Source organism: Streptomyces globisporus, from assembly GCF_003501885.1.
GTDB lineage: Bacteria > Actinomycetota > Actinomycetes > Streptomycetales > Streptomycetaceae > Streptomyces > Streptomyces globisporus_D.
On record NZ_QWFA01000001.1, the window covers coordinates 94,484 to 111,372 of the forward strand.

Below are 16,889 nucleotides of genomic sequence, written 5' to 3' on the forward strand. Positions count from 1 at the left end.
GTCAGGAACCCGACGGCGGCTGGGTGGGATACACCCAGTTCGTCGGCGTCGCGGAGCCGGTGGCCGACGGACCGGACCCGGACGCCGGAGTGCCCGAGGCCGAAGGTCCGGGGTCGGCCGGCGGCATGGAGGTCATGTCGCCGCCCGGAGCCGATGCGGCTGCAAGGTGACCGGAGCCGCCCGCAACGCCTTGGGCAGTCGATTCGGACCCTTCCGGTTCGCCCTCGCCAGGACGTGTGATCAGCGGCGGGATCCCGGGGCGCTGGATCAGTGCCCGGCCCTTGTCGCCGGACGCGTTCGGGTCTTCGCCGTACCGGAAGCGGGTCTGCTGCGTGGGTGGCCCGGCGTCGATGCCCTCCTTGCTGAGGGTGCCGCCGGAGGGGTTGATGCCGGAGGCGACACCATCGGTCCCCGCGCCCGGGACCTGGTTCGGACCCTGCGGAGCGGGGGCGCCGGTACCGGCCTGCAGTGCGAGACTGCCTGCGGTCTTCGCGGCTCCTGCGGCGACCGCCATGCCAGCGACACCGGTGCGGTGCATGTCGTCGTGGCCGCCGCCGTCACTCGCCCAGTGGACGAACTTGTACGTCGCGTAGGGGCAGAGCAGCACCAACACCATCACGACGATGCCGGCCATCGCGTCGGACAGGGCTGACATCCCGTCGCTGGCATCGCTCTTGCCCATGGCGGAGACGCCGATGAGGAAGACGACGGTCATCAGGAGCTTGGAGACGATCAAGGTGCCGGTGGCCTCGATCCAGCCGCGCCGCCACCGCTTCGCGACCTCCCAGCCGCCGCCCGCCCCGGCGAACACCGCGAGCGCGACCATGATCAGGACGCCAACCTTGCGGGCGACCATCACGCCCCAGTAGAGGAAGGCGCCGATCGCGCACCCGAAGGCGACCAAGGAAGGGACACCCCAGCCGAGGCCGTACATGGCCCCCATCTGGTCAACCTTGATCACGCGGCGGATCGCGTCGTCGATCGAGGTGTTGGCGGCTTTGAAGAGGCCGTCGGACAGCGCGTCCACGACGGTGATGGCGACGGTGGTGAAGGCGATGGCGGAGAAGCTGAACAGGACTCCGGTCATGGTGCCGAACGCCGCTTTGGCGAGGGCACGTTCGTCTCGGCGCCAGGCCGCGGTCATGAGCTGGATGCAGAAGATGCCGACGGTCAGGGCGAGGCCGATGGGCAGCAGCAACTCGTAGTTGTCCCGGAACCACCCGGCGTTGAGGTCGATGGCCGTCGTCTTGTTGACGGCCTTGGCGGCCAGGTCGGCCGCGCTGGACGCCAGCTCGCCCGCCGACTTCGCGATCCACGCGCCGAGACCGTCGGTGACGGTGCCGGCGGGGTTGGTGGCGAAGTCGACAGCGCCGCACACCTTGTCCATCAGCGGGAAGTCGCAGACTCCCATAGGTCGTACCTCCGTTCTGGGGCGAGGGTCAGGGAGCGACGGACGGCATGACGCCGACCAGGGCGCAAGGGTGGTTGGGTCGACACTGGACCGCGAGGGTGGTGGAACGGCTCTCCGCGCCACCGGCGGCCGAGCCCTTCCAGCGAATCGACTGCTTGCCGGAGACCGTGACGGCGTAGACGTACGCCTGGGTGATTGCCCCGGGGTCGTCCTGGAGGGCCTGGGTGAAGGCGTGCGGGAAGTGCCCCTCGTTGATCTTGGCGGTGGCGACCTGCTTGTTGGCCGCCATCTCCTTCCACAGCACGGCCGAGGGGACCGCCTGGTCGACGGAGGCCGGGTCGGCGTATTTCGACTCCGTGGTCAGCCAGCCGCGCAGCGCCTTGCGCAGCTCGGGCTGTGAGTACGCGCGGGTGTCGTACGACCACAGCGCTGCTGCGGCGGCCTTGCCGTACGTGATCGGGTCGTGGGTTTTCGGTGGAACGGGGAGAGCGCGGGGCCGGGTGTGCGGCCCGGACGGTGCCGCGGACGGCGGGGACGCCGTGGGCGAACTCGGCGGTGGCGCGGCAGTGTCGGAGGGGCTTCGGCCCTCGCGGGTGAGGTAGGCGGCCAGGCCGGCGAGGGCGACGAGGACCGTCAGGATGGCGGTGCCGAGCAGCGCCCGGCGGCGCACGCGAGATGCGCCGCCGGGGTGGGTGGAGTGCTGAGCCATCAGTGGACCTGCGTCCCGAGCGTCGAGAAGAAGGCGACCACGCCGTTGGCCGCGCCGAGCAGAAGGGCCGCGCCGGCGCTGACCAGCACGCCCTTCTTCCCGTTCGCCTCGGCCTGGTGGCCGCCCGAGTGGTGACCCCAGGCCCACACGCCCGCACTGACGGCGAGGGCGCCGACCACGGCGATGAGCCCGAAGAGGTTGATCGAGCCCATTACCTGCTTGAGGACGTTGAGGCCAGGGAGCCCGCCCTCGTTCGGCTTGATTCCGGGGTCGTATGCGAGCTGTATGACCTGGTCAGCGAGATACATGGGAACTCCAGTTTGAATGAACGCACGCCAAAGCCCGGCGGGGCTAACCAGTGGTGCGAGGGGGAGGCGAGGAGGAGAGGAGCGCCGGTCAGACGACTCGGCGGGCCGCGAGAATCCGCGATTTCCAGGACGCGACGGTGGCGATCCGTACGACGTCACCGGTGTGCGGGGCGTGGACGATCAGGCCCTGCCCGATCGCCATCCCGACGTGTTCCGGTACGGCGGCCGCCCCCTCGGTGAAGAGGAGGTCGCCCGGCTTGAGGGCATCGAACGAGACGGCCTTGCCGTCCTTGACCTGCGTGTACGTGGTCCGCGTCAGGGTGACCCCGGCGGCCTTGTACGCGCCCTGCATCAGGGAGGAGCAGTCGCAGCGGCCCATCGGGTTCTTGCCGTGGGAGTCGGTGCAAGTGCCGCCCCACTGATACGGAGTGCCGAGCTGGCCGAGCGCCCACCGGATCGCCGTCTGCACCTTCGGCGGCGCGGAGGCGGGAATCTTGTACTCCTCTGGCAACGCGCCCGCCGGGATGGTCCCGAAGTCCGCCCCGTCGCCGTCCGCCGAACAACCCCCCGCGGAATCGGGAGAGGAGCTGCCGGTGTCGGCAGAGCCGGATGGCGACGGACTCGGCGATGCACCGCCGGCCTTCTGCAGGGCGGTGGCCAGCGGCTCCCACTTGGCGTACGCCTCGGGGAAGCCCGACTTCTGCACCGCCTGGGCGGCCTGGGTGACAGACAGGGACTGCCACCCGGAGACCTTCTTGAGCCCCTCGTAGAACTTCGTCGAGGCGTGCACCGGGTCAAGGATCTGGCTGGCCGAGCCCCAGCCCATCGACGGCCGCTGCTGGAAGAGCCCCAGCGAATCGCGGTCGCCGTAGGTCAGGTTCCGCAGGCCGCTCTCCTGCAGAGCGGTCGCCAGGGCGACGACCTGCCCTCGGGCGGGGATGTTCATCGCGACGCCCGTGGCCTGGATCGTCTTGGCATTGGGCACCTGGTCGGCAGGCGCGTCCAAGCCCGGCACGGAGACCGAGCCGTTGTCGCCGCCTTCCAGAATGACCTTCACCTGCTTGGCGACGGCGGAGGCGTCCACACCCTGTGAGCCGCCGGTCGAGCACGAGGCCGAGGCGGTCCCGGCACCGATTCCAAGGATCGGCTGCGCCAGCAGCAGTGGTCCGGCAGCGCACAGACCGACGAGGGCTCCCGTCGTCTTCTTCACGGCCGCTGCCGCTCAGCGCGACGGCGGTGCGAACCAAATGACAGAGGTGGGTCGGGGCGCGGGTGTGTCAGGGCATGCTGCATCGCAGCGGCTCCTCGGTGTTCGTAGGAGGCGCGGTGCCGACTTCTCGTGCAAAGCCGTCGGCACCGCGCCGATGTGCATCCGCCTCTCGGCGGGCCCGGGTCAGAGGAGTTGGTAGCTCCCGGACGCCGGTTTCAGGTCACGCGCGGCAGCCAGCCGCGCTCGTAATCTCAGGCAATGCACAGGAGCCTCCTCACGGCACTCGCGGACGATGGGCAACATGCCTCCGACGCTGCTCGATTGGACGGGACAGCACGGATACGCACAGCTCAACGGGGGTGGAGCGGCGCTCCCTTCCCGGTGGCACGGCGAGACAGTAGAACGGGATCCCGGCCGCACCAAACGACTGCCGTCCAAGGATCCGAAGCGGTGAGCCACCTCGTTAGGTGTGGCTGGAATTCGCCGTTAACCTCCGCTGCAACCTCGCACCGGATGCACGCCGTTGAGCGCTGCCCGGAGCAGGTCAAGACTCCGCCGCGCCCGAGAAGAGGCCCCAATGAGCTACACGCTGCACCGAGGCGACGCCCTGACCGTCCTGAAGTCCCTCCCGGACGAGAGCGTCCAGGCGGTGATCACCGATCCGCCGTACAACTCCGGGGGCCGCACCAGCTCCGACCGAACCGGCCGTACCGCCCGCGCCAAGTACGTCACGAGCAACTCGGCGCACGACCTCGCCGACTTCCCGGGCGAGAACCGCGACCAGCGCTCCTACCGCTCCTGGCTCACCGAACTCCTCACCGAGGCGTACCGGGCCTCGGCCGAGCACGCGGTCGCGATGGTCTTCACCGACTGGCGACAGGAGCCGACCACCTCCGACGCGCTGCAGATGGCGGGGTGGACCTGGAGCGGCACGATTCCGTGGATCAAGCCGTCCAGCCGGCCCCGCAAGGGCGGACCGAAGCAGGACTCGGAGTTCATCATCTGGGGCGTCAAGGGCTCCCTGGACAACACCCGTGACCTCTACCTGCCGGGGCACTACATCGCCTCCCAGCCCCGCAAGGGCCGGGTTCACATCACCCAGAAGCCGGTCGAGGTCATGCAGCAGCTCGTCCAGGTTTGCCCCGAGGGTGGCACCGTCCTCGACCCGTTCACCGGCAGCGGCTCCACCGGGGTCGCGGCCCTGCGCGAGGGACGCCGCTTCGTGGGCGTCGAGCTGTCCGCGCACTACGCCGACGTCGCCGAGGAGCGGCTGCGGGCCGAACTGACGAAGGACGAATTCGAGCTGGCCGGACCGGAGGCATGAGCGTGAAAGCGAAGAGAGGCCAGGGTCGGCGGCCCACAGACGCCAGAGGGGCGGCTGGAGCATCGACCAACCGATGCACCAGCCGCCCCTCCTGTTACCTCAGGCCGCCTCGAGCGCCGCCGGATCAGCGGCGCCGCCTTCTCCAAGTCGGCCGCCGAGACGACACGGACCTCCAGGTCGCCGGTCCCGAGGTGCCCGATACCGCGCATGTCCCGGGTGAAGCCCTCCTCCAGCTTGACCGAGTCCGGGGCGTATAGGCCCCGTAGACACTCCGGCGACGAAGTCGCCGGAACACTGTTGCCCGCTCCCGTCCACCAGCAGGGCACGGAGGGGGGCGGCAGCACAGCCCGTAGCGGTCGACCAGTTCCTTAGGGGCCCGCTGTCCTCGGTTGCGGGCCTCGCGCAGATCCTGTGGGGCATCATCTCCTAGCGGACGAGCTGGTGCAGCAGCCGGTAGAACACTTCCGTCCCCGCATTCATCCGCTTGAGGCCGTGGCCTGAGCCTTGAAGATCCCAGGACGTTGCCGACGGTGATCTCGGTCAGCCTGTGGCCCTTGGCCGCGAGGGTGAGGGCGTTGCTGCAGAAAGCCGCGCTGACGGCGCCCGATCGTACGTCCTCAACTGAAGCGCCCAGGTTCCGAAAGCGTTCGAACCCGCGCGGATCGCGGCTACGGGCCATTGCACGGACCAGGGCTCTTGGCGGCTGGCCCTGAGGCCAGCCAGTCCACCGATGGCAGCAGAAGATCGTCAACTCGGCATCCCCGAAGCGTCAGGTCAAAGAACCTGTGGTCACCAACTCGGTGAGCGCATCCTCTGCCCTACGGAGCACGATCCGGCCGTCGCCAGCGCTGTACGCAACGATGCGAGCTCCAGGGTTCAGCCCGGCCTCGGCAAGGACTCCTATGGGAAGCTCGAGTCGGCCGTCCTCGCCGATCTCCAGTTCAGTTGGTTCGCGCAGCATGGCAGCAGTCTTCCACAGCACTCGGAGCGAGGCTGGGGCACGGATCTGCGCCCCAGGATCAGGTCCAAGCCGCATCGGCCATACTTGGGAGTTGATGAACTCGCTGCCTCGAGAGTCGGCCACTGGCGGCTGGTCTCCACCAGATGGATCCTGGGCGTCCTCCGCTGCGAACCGCCGCAGCATGTTGGGAAACCGGAACCGGGACACCTCCCCGGAGCGTGCGCTGCGCTCCCTCGTCCATGCGGCGGGCCTCCGCTACCGGGTGGCTGCCAAGCCGCTCCCGAAGATGCGCCGTACAGCGGATCTCGTCTTCCGTCCGGCCCGCGTCGCAGTCTTTGTCGACGGCTGCTTCTGGCACGGATGCCCGGAGCACTTCGTGCCGCCGAAAACGAACCCCGACTACTGGCGAGAGAAGATCGGGAGGAACGTGAAGCGCGACAGGGATACGGATGCGCGCCTCGAGGAAGCTGGGTGGCTCGTCCTCCGGTTCTGGGAGCACGATGCGGTTGAGGAGAGTTGCGCGATCGTCTGCGCTGCGGTCCGATCGCGCCGAGGCGCGGCGGCACTCCGAGAGGAACAGGAGGAGTAGCGACGCCGAGCCCGGGGCCTCTACATGCGGATCCGGCAGGGCCCGGCACGGGGCCCGCCTCCTTCGTCTACCGTATCGACCAGCGCAGTTGTGATCGCGCTGGCCCGGGTCGAACGCGGCCTGGTGGGGAGCAGTAGGGGTGGGGGCGCCAACGAATGGCAGTCGAACGCACGAACCGCGACATCAAGTCGCTCATCGGCCAGATCGCCGACGGGGAGATCATGCTCCCCGAGATCCAGCGGGGCTATGTCTGGCGGGCCTCGCAGGTCGCAAAGCTCGTGGAGTCGCTGTACCTCGGATATCCGGCTGGGACGCTCCTGCTGTGGAAGACGGACGAGGGAGCCGAGACGCGCACAGCGGCCACAGGATCCAGTCAGGGGCTTCCCAGCGTCATGCCGCTGTATCTGCTCGACGGGCAGCAGCGACTCACCTCGCTGTACCGCGTCTTCAAGGACCATCCCGCAGCGCAGATCGTCTTCAACATCGAGACCGAGGCGTTTCAGAACCAGAGCAACGCCACGCTCAGGAGTTCGAAGTGGGTCAGGGTCTACGACGTCGTCGGTCCTGAGGCCGACTCGTTCACGCTGCAGATGCAGCTCCGCTCGGCGGGGCTGTCCATCGACAACGCGGAAATTGGGCGCCGCCTCAAGGCACTGGAATCGATCTCGCAGCGCGACTTCCACATGGAGGTCCTACACGGCTTCGGCTACGAGGAGGTCACCCAGATCTTTGTCCGCGTCAACAGCGGCGGCCGCCCCTTGAAGACGACGGACCTTGCGATGGCGACGCTCTCCGCCCGGTCGCCGGGTTTTCTGGGAGAGCTGGAGAAGGAGTCGGCGCGGTGGGCTGACCACGGCTACCGGGCCGTCGACACCAACTTCCTCATCAAGGCGATCACGCTCAGCCTGTCCATCTCCGGCAAGCGAACCTCGTCCGTCTCCAGACTTACGACAGCGAGTCGGGAGTCCGTGGCGGAGGGCTGGGAGCGGGTGCGCCGCGGACTCGAGCGCGTCGTCCCGCTGCTCTCCGAGCAGCTGCTCGTCCCGACCTCGGCACTCCTTTCATCCGTCTCGGTCCTGCACCCGCTGATCGTCTTCTATGGCCGGCTGCCTGCCAGCGCCAAGGTAGACCCTGAGGTGGAGAAAGGGCTGCTCTACTGGTTCCTCGCTGCGTCCGGAAACAACCGCTACGGCGGTGCGACGGACAGCGCCCTGACCCAGGATGTCAACGCCCTTGACTCCGACGAGCCTGTTCGAGCACTCCTCGCCAACCTGCGCCTGGACGAGAAGGGCTTCCGCGTGAGCGCCCGCGATCTGTCGGGGCGCAACATCCAGAGCCCGTACATCATGCTTTCCTACCTGGCAGCCGCCCATTCCGGCGCGGAGGACTGGTGGGCTGGCGGGCCCATCTCCGCCGTTGCAGAAGGGACCGACAAGCTGCAGTACAGCAGCCTGCACCCCGCTGCGCAGCTGCGGAACCACCCCAACAAGTACTCGTCGGCGGAGATCAACGAGCTGGCGAACATCGTCTTCGTCTCGCCGCAAACGGCCAAAAACATGATCGGGAACCGGTCTCCCGCCGAGTACATCGGGGAGGTGCAGGCCGACGACCTGGCTGCTCATGCTGTCCCGACGGCTGACCCCCGGGTCTTGGAATTTGACGGGTTCCGGGAGTTTCTCGTTGCTCGCCGTGCGCTCCTCGCAGGAAGGATCAACGCCCTCCTTGAGCGCTTTCGCCCCTCCTTTATCGATGCGGGGGACGCCAGCAGCGCGAGCTCCGAGGCGCCCCGCCGGTCGCTTGTCCTGGCCGGGTATGGCGCGGGGAGCCGCACCATGCTGCTCGCCGAGGCACAGGCCGGGACACAGCACTGGGTCGGCCGGATCGACACCGCTGAACTGGACGCAGCGCTCGACGCTGCTGCAAGCGGACTCGACAGTGACGTCACCGTGGCCGGCGAGAGTGCCCCGCTGGCGGTCGACGAAGACGGCATCACGCTGCCGGTGGGCCCCTTCCGGCTCCGCGGTACTGCGGACCAGTGGCGGCTGGCCCTTAAGGAAGCCTTCTCGGATGCCCTGCCTGCAGCCGACTGCCCTGAGCAGGAGTTGCAGGCTTGGGTCGGCGAAGCTGAGGAGTTCCTGCTGACGGACCTCGGTGTCCAGCGGCCGTAAGCGCCCTCCGAAGAAGGCGGGAGCCCTAGCACAGCACTCCCGCCTTCAGCCGCTCACGCCGCCTCGAAGCATTGCTCCGGCCGTCCCTGCCCCGAGCAAAGGGGCCAGCCGCGGGATGCCTGGGACGACCGCGTCAGGAGGTACGTCGAGACGACACGCCTCCCACCGCCCGAAAGGGCCCCCGTCCTGCGGAACTTGGGCGCTGATCCACTCGGCAGAGACGGATGTGACCGCAGCGATCTTGTGGTCCTGCGTGAGGTGTACGGCCACGAGTTGCCATGCCGGGTCGCGGCGCATGGTCTCGTACTCATGGCGGGACAGATAGAAGGCCAGCCGTCCGCGTCGCACCGTGCTTTTCGCCTCGATATGCAGCGGGTGCCGCCTCGCGTGGACGGCGATGTCGTACCCGAAGCCGTCGGAGTATGCGGCGACGTGTTCGATGCGGACGTCAGTGGCCTCGGCTAGGAGCTCGATGAGGGCCAGCTCGCCGGCGCTGCCGATGAGGGCCCGCGCCTCCGTATCGACCTTGCCCCAGACCGCTCTGACCTGCTCGTACGCCTGGTTCTCAGAGATACCCAGGGCATCGGCGGCCCGCAGGGCGTCCTCGGGAAGCTCCTCCGGGCCGCGCACGAGGACGTCGGCGTCCTGGAGCCACGGCGCGTCACTGGAGGCCAGAGCGGCGCGGAAGAGGCGCTTGCTTGCTGCGGCGATGCTGTCCAGATCCGCGAGCAGGCCGGTCTCGCCGAGCCATGTGTAGGCCGCTTCGTACTGAGTGGGGGTGAGGTCGCTGTAGTCGGCGTGGTTGGTGAACAGCGCGCGGCACCGTGCGGGGCTGGAGTCTGGGAGCCGTTCCAGCCACCGCAGGGCGGCGCGCAGGACGGGGCTAGGCGGGACGGCCACGGAGGTGGCCCATCAGCGCCTGGAGGTCCCTCTGGTCGAGGCCGCCGCCGACGGATGGCTCCTCGTCGAGGTCTGCGAGCTCCTGGACGGCGGGGTCGTCGAGGATCCGCCCCATGAAGAGCAGCTTGTCGCTCAGCCGCTGCTCGACGACCTCGTCGATGCTTCCTTCGGAGGCGAGCACGGTGATGCGGGTCTCCGCTTCGGGCGCGAGGCCGAGGCGGTGGATCCGGTCGAGGCTCTGCAGGAAGCGTCCGGCGGCGAAGTCGCGGTCGACGTAGACCGCGTCGTGGCAGTCGTGGTGCAGGCTGATGCCCTCGCCGAGCGTGGCCGGGTTGGACAGCAGCACCATGCAGTCTGGATCCTTCCGGAAGCGCTCGATCTCTGCTTCGCGGTCCTCCGTGCCTCCGTGGACCATGGCCGGCCGGAACTCCCTAAGGACCCGCTCCAGGGTGTTCAGGCTGCGGATGAACGTGGACCACACCAGGGTCTTGCGGCCCTGGGCCGCGTTCCTCGCGACGATGGCAAGGACCTCGCGGTACTTCGGGGACATCTCGTAGCTGGGGAGGTCCCGCATGAGGTCGAAGAGCGGGCTGCCCTCGGGCACGGCCAGAGGCGGGACCTGGTACGTCAGCGGTTCGTAGCGGGTTGTGCCGACAGCGAGCAGGGCCGGGCTGGTGGCCGCCATCAGCATATAGACGATGATCTTGCCGAGGGTCTGGAAGTCGCCCTCCGATCCGGCGGCCCGGGCGGAGAACCGGCCGATGAGGGCTTCGTACACCTCGTGGTGCAGCGGGGGCATCGGAAGCGTGCGGAGGGTCGTCGTCACCGGGGGCAACCCCAGTTCGTGCTTGGTCGTGCGGGTGAACAGCGGGCGCAGCACCTGGCTGGCCTTGGCGAGGTCGCCGCCGGCCACGGCCTGCGTCACCTTCTGGCGCCCGTACCCGGGCCATACGAAACCGAAGAGGTTCTCGATGTCCTTGACTCCGTTGGGAGCCGGGGTGCCTGTCAGGATCAGGCGGTGGCGTGCCCGCGGGCCCAGGGCGAGGCAGGCCGCCCCGTACGTTCCCTCCGCGCCGAGTTTCATCCGGTGCGCCTCGTCGAGGAGGAGTACGGAGGGCCGGACGGTCAGCCACTGGCCGAGCTCTTCGACGGACTGGCTGAGGCGCTCGTAGTTGACGATGAGCACGTCAGCTGCCGGGTCGGTGTCCCGGGACAGCACCTCCATGCGCAGCGGCTCGCTGAGGCACTGCTCATTCTCGTACTGCCACGACTCGTAGCAGGACTTCGGGCCGACGATCAGCAGGCGCTCGACGCCCTTGGTCGTGCGCAGCGCCTGGAAGACGGCGAGTCCGACGCGCGTCTTGCCGGCCCCGGGGACGGAGAAGTTGGCCCCGTGGCGCAGCGAGAGGAGCTTGGCGATGTCCCGACGCTGGAACGAAGTGAGGTCCGCGGTCCACCCGGGGCCGAGAAGCGCGTCGACCTCGTCCTCGTGTACTTCGCCTGCCCCTCCGGCCGCCGGGTCGAGGCGCTCGGACACCGTCTGGGCGTCGACTGCGGAGTCCGTCGCAAGCGCGGCCAGTTGCGGGTCCCACGAGACGCTCGACTGCGCGGGCCATGCCGTAAGCGCCACGAGGTTCGTCAGGAGGTCGTCGATATCGACGTCCATGCTCACGGGAGAGCGCTGCACGCTGCTGCGGAAGCGGAGGGCGAGACGGCGCAGGTCTGCCTCATGCCCGGCGCCAGCCCGCAAGCGGGCCTTCGCCACGCTGTCACCGAAGCCGATCTCCAGGCTCGGAGCGGTTGCGGGCATTCCCATCAGCTCTCCCGGGTGGCGTTGAGCAGCCATTCGACGCCGTCCCCCGGCGAGCTGAACGTGCGGCCCGCTTGCTTGGCCAGGCGCGCGAGACTCGCACGGAGGGTGAGCAGTGCGTCGTCGAAGGAGTCCTCGTCGAGGGCACGCTTCGCCTTCGCCTCGGCGAACTCTGCTGCGCACTGGTTCACGTAGTCGGCGGCGTCCGTCAGGCGCTCGGGTACCGCGATCTTCCGCTTCTGCAGCTGGGCGTTCTGGCCTGCCATCTTCACTGCGACGTCGAACGTGCCGCGGGCCGACTTGATCTTCGCAGCGGCCTGCGTGACCTCCGCGGGCGTGAGCTTGGCGCCGGCGAGGGCCGCGGCCTTGGCCTTGAGCAGGTTGTCTGTGAGGGCCCGGGTCGCCTTCACCACCGCGGTGCCGTCCTGGACCGCGACGCCCGGAAGGCCGGGGATGGACACTGCGGCGGAATCCTGCGCGGCGGGGCGCAGGTCGGCCGGCAGCCGCTCGTCGAGGAAACGGGTGTGGAAGTCGGCTTCAGCGAGGCGGACCGAGGTCTTCGGGTAGTTCAGGACGACCATCGCGAGCCGGGACTCCTTCAGCTGCTCGGCTCCGTCCGGGTCCGTCTTCGCGAGCTTGGTGTAGTCGCGCTGCAGCTCGCGGAGCTTCTCCTGGTGGTCTTCGAAGTCGACCAGGCGCAGCCCGACGCCGGTGGCCGGGTCCTTGCTGCGGTCGATGGCGTCGTTGACGAGCTCGTAGACCCACCGGTCCTGGCGGAGTGTGGTGGTCTTAATGTTGAAGTCCCGTGCCACGTCCTCCGGGCGGCGTCCGTGGGCCAGTTCCTCTTCGATCGCGATCAGACGGTTGATGTAGGAGTATTCGCGCCGCTTGTCCTTCCGGAGCTGGAGGGCGAGCTCGACGTTGTTGATGTCGCGCCGCGACGTGTCCGCAGGCAGGACCCCCACGCGGATGTCCTTGATCCCGATCTTGCGGAGGGCCGCGCAGCGGGTATTCCCGTCGACGAGGATTCCGTCGGGGCTGATGATGCCGGGCTCCTTCTGCCCGAAGTCGTCCAGCTCGTCTTGCAGCGCAGTGAAGTCGGGGTCCGTCTGCGTCGGATTCGCAGGGCTCCGGCTGAGGAGGAGAGCGAGGTAGTCCTGCGCATCCTCGCTCCAGGGTTCCTCTTCGAGTACCTGGTTCTGCTCGGGGTCCAGCGTGCGCTGGGCGCGGATGCGGTGGGTGTCCGGGTTGAGGTAGAGGAGGTCCACCGGCATGGAGATCACGCTCAGGTGCTTCTGCTCGCCGCGCCACTCCACCGTGACCTTGGCGCCGTTCTCAGCCATGGCCTGCCTCAGCCGCTCCTCGACCATGGACCGGATCCGCTCGCCCTCGGGCGGAACACCGAACTTCACAGCCATAGCCAGGCCTCTCCTAGGTGGGTAAGCAGCCGTACGCGCTTGTCAGGAATAATGGCAGGAGTCACTGACAACGGGACAGGTGATCATCCAGACTTGCACGTCTGACGACCCGAGGAACGGAGCAGACGTGACCCTCCCCGCCTGGAACGACCCGGCGCTCAAGGGCGGAACCATGATCAGGGGCGCGCTGTGGCTCGTCCAGGAGATCGGTGAGGGCAATACCTTCACCAAGGAGCAGCTGCGCGACGCGTTCCCTGGTGTCTCGCAGGCAGACCGCCGCCTGCGAGACCTCCGGCCCTACGGGTGGGTCATCCACACGAACACTGAGGACGCCTCGCTCATGGCCGAGGACCAGCGTTTCGTGGAAGCTGGGGTTCCGGTGTGGGATCCAGCGGCCCGCAAGGCAGCCGCGCCCCAGAAGGCGATCACGGCCAAGCAGATCCAGGCCGTTCTGTCTCGCGACGACTACATGTGCACGGTGTGCGGCATCGGCAGTGCAGAACCGTACCTGGACGACTCGAACCAGACGGCAGTGCTTTCGGTCACCCGGCGTACCTCTGTTCTCCTCGACGGCCGTGAGGAGGAGCTCCTCGTCACAGAATGCAAGCGATGCCGTGCTGGTGGCGGCGGCCAGGTGGTACGCGCCGATGAGGCCCTCGCCGAGATCAAGAACCTGGACCCAGCAGATCAGCGGCGGCTGGCCCGGTGGGCCGAGCGGGGCCGCCGCGGCTCGACAGCGCTTGAGCGGGCGTGGAATGCCTACCGCCGTCTTCCTAGCGAAGCACAGGAGGAAGTCCGCAATGCGCTGGACGCCTGACCAGCACTGAAGGCCCATCGCGTTTAATGATCATCCTGCGAGCTGCCACTGCTGCCACGTACACTTCCAGCCTTGTCCGATTCACAGAGGCCGAGAAGCACCCCTGGGCCACCACCTGCGACTATGGTGCTGGCGCGGAGCTGTGCTACCGGATGTCCGTGTGTTCATGACGGTGGTTGCAGCAGCGCCGCCGGTTCTGCGCTGGAGAGCCTGGCGTGCCTGGAGGGAGATCGAAATGTCGGCTGCCAAGGCTGAGAAGCCGCTTGAGGTCGTCGAGATCTGTGCAGGCGCGGGCGGTCAGACACTCGGGCTGGAGCGGGCAGGTTTCCGCCACCGCCTCGCCATCGAGCTCGACGACAAGGCTGCCGAGACGCTGCGCCGCAACCTTGTGGAGTTCCTCGGATACAGCGAAGACCAGGCGCACAACTCCGTAAGGGTCGGCGACGTCGCGGACCCTGCTGTCTGGAACCCGGTCATCGACGCGGAGGACCTGGACCTTCTCGCCGGAGGAGTGCCCTGCCCCCCCTTCAGCATCGCAGGCAAGCAGCTCGGCTCAAGCGATGAGCGCGATCTTTTCGCCTGGGCCATCGAGCTCTGCGGAAAGGTGCGGCCGAAGGCCTTGCTGCTGGAGAACGTGCGCGGACTCAGCGCCAACCGCTTCGCCGGCTATCGCCAGCACGTCCTCGACCGGCTCAAGGAGTACGGGTACATCGCGGACTGGAAGCTCCTACAGGCGGACCAATTCGGCGTCTCCCAGCTGCGTCCCCGCTTCGTCCTGGTGGCGTTGCAGGAGGAGTACGCACCTTACTTCCATTGGCCTGAGCCCAACCCTGAGAAGGCCATGTCCGTCGGGGAGCTCCTTGAGGACCTCATGGCGGAGAACGGCTGGACGGGCGCTAAGGAGTGGGCCCAACGAGCTACCGGCATTGCGCCCACTATCGTCGGGGGGTCGAAGAAGCACGGCGGAGCCGACCTGGGCCCCACGCGTGCCAAGCGCGCCTGGGCGGAGAAGGGCGTCGACGCGATGGGCGTGGCCAACGAGGCGCCCACTGCAGCCGGGCCCCCTATCATCGAGGGCTTCCCGCGCCCGAAGCTCACCACGGCCATGGTCGCCCGCATCCAGGGCTGGCAGGACGCGGATAGCGAGGTCTCCCATGGGGAGGACGACTTCCGCTGGAGGTTCCACGGACGGAAGACCAGCGTGTACCGCCAGATCGGCAACGCGTTCCCGCCTCCCGTCGCTATGGCACTCGGCAAATCGATCTACAACGCGCTGAAGATGGAGGGCGAGCCTCACGATCTCGTGGAAACTGCAGATGTCGTCACCGACCCCGTCTACAAACTCCTGCGCAGCAGTACACGGGCGCTGTCAGTCGACCAAATCATCACGAAGCTCTCGGCCGCGGGCACTGCCATGGACCTCCCGACGGTGGAGCGGCACCTCAACCACCTCAAGCACGACTTCGAGATGACGACTGTGACGCGTTCCAACGGGGCCGACGCCTACACCCTCGGCGAGTTCAAGGCATTTGTGGGTCAGGACGACCATCAGCGCCATGATCTCTTCAGCCAGCACCGTTCAAAGATCAGCTGACTGCGCAGGGCAGGAGGCCTGCGCAGTCAGCCTGATCACGCGTCGAGAGCAGCGATCAACTTTTCCTGCTGCCTCGAGCGCTGAGGGTTTCTTGATCGCCTCGATAGCGAGAGCCTTTGTCTGGTCAGGGTCGAGATCGAGTGACGTTGGCAAGTAGCAGCCGACGCCGTCACGCTTCACTGAGTCGATGCGCAGCCCGAGTTCACGGAGTTCGCGTATGCGCCGCTCAGTGTCGAGGGTCTGATGCAGAGTTGGGTGACTGGTTGACCTGCCCCACCGTTCGTGCGGCAGACCCCATCGCGGGCCGAGCAGGGAGGAATAGCAGTAGGCGGACTTCATGCAGTCGACCTGGACTTGATCCGCTGACTGGCATCCGAGGCCAGTGATCCAGCCCGAGGGGCGGGGGCCCAGTGCGGACTGTCAGTGGTTCCTTCTAGTGTGGCGGCCATGAGTGACCTTGATCCGGACCCAGTCCCATTCGACCGGCTTCAGCAGGCCGACCTCATCGTTGACGCTGTGTATGCCGGGGGGACTGCTGGGACCACTGCCGACGATCCCATCGGCAAGATCGTGCCGGTCGGCAACCAGGGCGGCTTCCGGTACGCAGGATCCCCGCAGCGGGACACCGTGCGCGTCGCCGTGCTCTACACGTCAGGGAACAACCCCGACTGGCCCGACGAGCTCGACGTTCAGACCGGGCAGTTCGTCTACTACGGCGACAACCGGAAGCCCGGCCACGAACTGCACGAGACCAGTAGGAAGGGCAACCTGCTGCTCAGAAAGTGCTTCGAAGCGGCGCACGGTACGGCGCAGGAGCGGGCGGCAGTCCCCCCGTTCTTCCTCTTTGAAAAGAACGGGGGGATCGGGAGGAGCGTTCGGTTCCGCGGTCTCCTCGCGCCCGGTGGTGAGGGCGTCGCAGCCGACGAAGACTTGGTCGCGATCTGGCGGAGCACAGGGAGGGCGAGGTTTCAGAACTACCGGTCAGTGTTCACTGTTCTTGATGCCGCGGTGATCAGTCGTGCATGGATCGATGAGCTTCTAGCCGGAGGGAGCGTGGGCAGGCACGCACCGAAGGTGTGGACCGACTGGGTTGAGGCAAGGCGCTATGACGCGCTCACCGCCCCCGCGACCACGGTCATCAGGAAACCTGCAGACCAGGTGTCTGATGCGGTAGGCCAGGGCATCCTGAAGGAGATCACAGACTTCTACTGCGACCGCTACCACGACTTCGAGGCCTGCGCGCTTGAGCTCTGGCGCATGATGGCGCCAGCGACCGGCCGCACGGAGCTGACCCCGCCCAGTCGGGACGGGGGGCGGGATGCGATCGGTGAATACCTCCTCGGCCCTGCCGCCGACCCGGTCCCGGTTGAGTTCGCTCTGGAAGCCAAGTGCTACGGCCCGAAGAACTCTGTGGGCGTTCGTGAGATGTCCCGACTCATCTCCCGCCTCCGAAACCGTCAGTTCGGTGTCTTCGTCACCACCTCCTTTTTCAACCGCCAGACTTACCAAGAAGTACGCGAGGACCGGCACCCTGTCGTGCTCATATGCGGCAAGGACATCGTCGAGCTACTCCGGTCGCGCGGGTACACCACGCCGGAGGCAGTCCGGGCCTGGCTGCAGACAGTCACGGGATAGCGCGGTAGCTAAGAGGCCAGGGGCACTGGGCCGGG

Annotated in this window: 14 protein-coding genes and 1 pseudogene; 6 read left to right on the forward strand and 9 right to left on the reverse strand. The window is 67.7% G+C overall.

Features of this window, described 5'->3' with window-relative positions; all coding sequences use genetic code 11:
- Position 1: 1 nt before the first annotated feature.
- The 4 genes from D3105_RS00390 to D3105_RS00405 form a co-directional block, all read right to left on the reverse strand.
- Positions 2 to 1,411, reverse strand: a complete 1,410-nt coding sequence (locus D3105_RS00390; RefSeq protein WP_118899013.1) for an SCO6881 family protein — start codon at positions 1,409 to 1,411, stop codon at positions 2 to 4.
- 28 nt (positions 1,412 to 1,439) lie between these two features.
- Positions 1,440 to 2,120: a hypothetical protein gene (locus D3105_RS00395; RefSeq protein ID WP_118899014.1), complete on the reverse strand. Its 681-nt coding sequence runs from the start codon at positions 2,118 to 2,120 to the stop codon at positions 1,440 to 1,442.
- Positions 2,120 to 2,428, reverse strand: coding sequence for a DUF6112 family protein (locus tag D3105_RS00400; RefSeq protein ID WP_023421641.1), 309 nt, complete (start codon positions 2,426 to 2,428; stop codon positions 2,120 to 2,122). Before D3105_RS00400 ends, D3105_RS00395 begins: the two co-directional genes overlap by 1 nt.
- Positions 2,429 to 2,516: 88 nt before the next feature.
- Positions 2,517 to 3,638: a C40 family peptidase gene (locus tag D3105_RS00405; RefSeq protein ID WP_118899015.1), complete on the reverse strand. Its 1,122-nt coding sequence runs from the start codon at positions 3,636 to 3,638 to the stop codon at positions 2,517 to 2,519.
- A gap of 577 nt (positions 3,639 to 4,215) precedes the next feature.
- Between D3105_RS00405 and D3105_RS00410 the strand changes: the two genes are divergently transcribed.
- Positions 4,216 to 4,962 carry a DNA-methyltransferase gene (locus D3105_RS00410; protein WP_118899016.1) on the forward strand — a complete coding sequence of 249 codons (747 nt, stop codon included), beginning with the start codon at positions 4,216 to 4,218 and terminating at the stop codon, positions 4,960 to 4,962.
- A gap of 116 nt (positions 4,963 to 5,078) precedes the next feature.
- On the opposite strand, the pseudogene D3105_RS35950 reads toward D3105_RS00410, so the two are convergent.
- Positions 5,079 to 5,210: pseudogene (locus D3105_RS35950) on the reverse strand (DUF5655 domain-containing protein); the annotation flags it as partial.
- Between the two features lie 521 nt (positions 5,211 to 5,731).
- Complete coding sequence (locus tag D3105_RS00420; protein WP_030125631.1) at positions 5,732 to 5,923, reverse strand: hypothetical protein; 192 nt, start codon at positions 5,921 to 5,923, stop codon at positions 5,732 to 5,734.
- A 181-nt stretch (positions 5,924 to 6,104) separates the two neighbouring features.
- Here D3105_RS00420 and D3105_RS00425 point away from each other — a divergent pair, with 181 nt between their 5' ends.
- Positions 6,105 to 6,512 (forward strand): very short patch repair endonuclease, encoded by a 408-nt coding sequence (locus D3105_RS00425; RefSeq protein WP_237505496.1) that lies wholly within the window; start codon positions 6,105 to 6,107, stop codon positions 6,510 to 6,512.
- 155 nt (positions 6,513 to 6,667) lie between these two features.
- Positions 6,668 to 8,680, forward strand: coding sequence for a GmrSD restriction endonuclease domain-containing protein (locus tag D3105_RS00430; protein WP_118899018.1), 2,013 nt, complete (start codon positions 6,668 to 6,670; stop codon positions 8,678 to 8,680).
- 45 nt (positions 8,681 to 8,725) lie between these two features.
- Here the strand turns inward: D3105_RS00430 and D3105_RS00435 are convergent, their stop codons facing one another.
- From D3105_RS00435 to D3105_RS00445, 3 genes are read right to left on the reverse strand one after another with little or no spacing between them, the layout of a single operon-like run.
- Positions 8,726 to 9,580, reverse strand: a complete 855-nt coding sequence (locus D3105_RS00435) for a protein NO VEIN domain-containing protein (protein WP_118899019.1) — start codon at positions 9,578 to 9,580, stop codon at positions 8,726 to 8,728.
- Positions 9,564 to 11,396, reverse strand: a complete 1,833-nt coding sequence (locus D3105_RS00440) for a DEAD/DEAH box helicase (protein WP_397699112.1) — start codon at positions 11,394 to 11,396, stop codon at positions 9,564 to 9,566. The genes D3105_RS00435 and D3105_RS00440 overlap by 17 nt, the downstream gene beginning before the upstream one ends.
- A complete protein-coding gene (locus D3105_RS00445) occupies positions 11,396 to 12,808 on the reverse strand; it encodes a ParB/RepB/Spo0J family partition protein (protein ID WP_030124238.1) in 1,413 nt (470 codons plus the stop codon). The genes D3105_RS00440 and D3105_RS00445 overlap by 1 nt, the downstream gene beginning before the upstream one ends.
- A 127-nt stretch (positions 12,809 to 12,935) precedes the next feature.
- Between D3105_RS00445 and D3105_RS00450 the strand changes: the two genes are divergently transcribed.
- From D3105_RS00450 to D3105_RS00460, 3 genes are all read left to right on the forward strand, one after another.
- Positions 12,936 to 13,625, forward strand: coding sequence for a hypothetical protein (locus D3105_RS00450; protein ID WP_240646752.1), 690 nt, complete (start codon positions 12,936 to 12,938; stop codon positions 13,623 to 13,625).
- Between the two features lie 235 nt (positions 13,626 to 13,860).
- The gene (gene dcm, locus D3105_RS00455; RefSeq protein WP_118899021.1) at positions 13,861 to 15,219 is read left to right on the forward strand and encodes a DNA (cytosine-5-)-methyltransferase; all 1,359 of its coding nucleotides are present in this window, start codon (positions 13,861 to 13,863) and stop codon (positions 15,217 to 15,219) included.
- Positions 15,220 to 15,666: 447 nt separating this feature from the next.
- Positions 15,667 to 16,854 carry a restriction endonuclease gene (locus tag D3105_RS00460; RefSeq protein WP_118899022.1) on the forward strand — a complete coding sequence of 396 codons (1,188 nt, stop codon included), beginning with the start codon at positions 15,667 to 15,669 and terminating at the stop codon, positions 16,852 to 16,854.
- Positions 16,855 to 16,889: the final 35 nt, after the last annotated feature.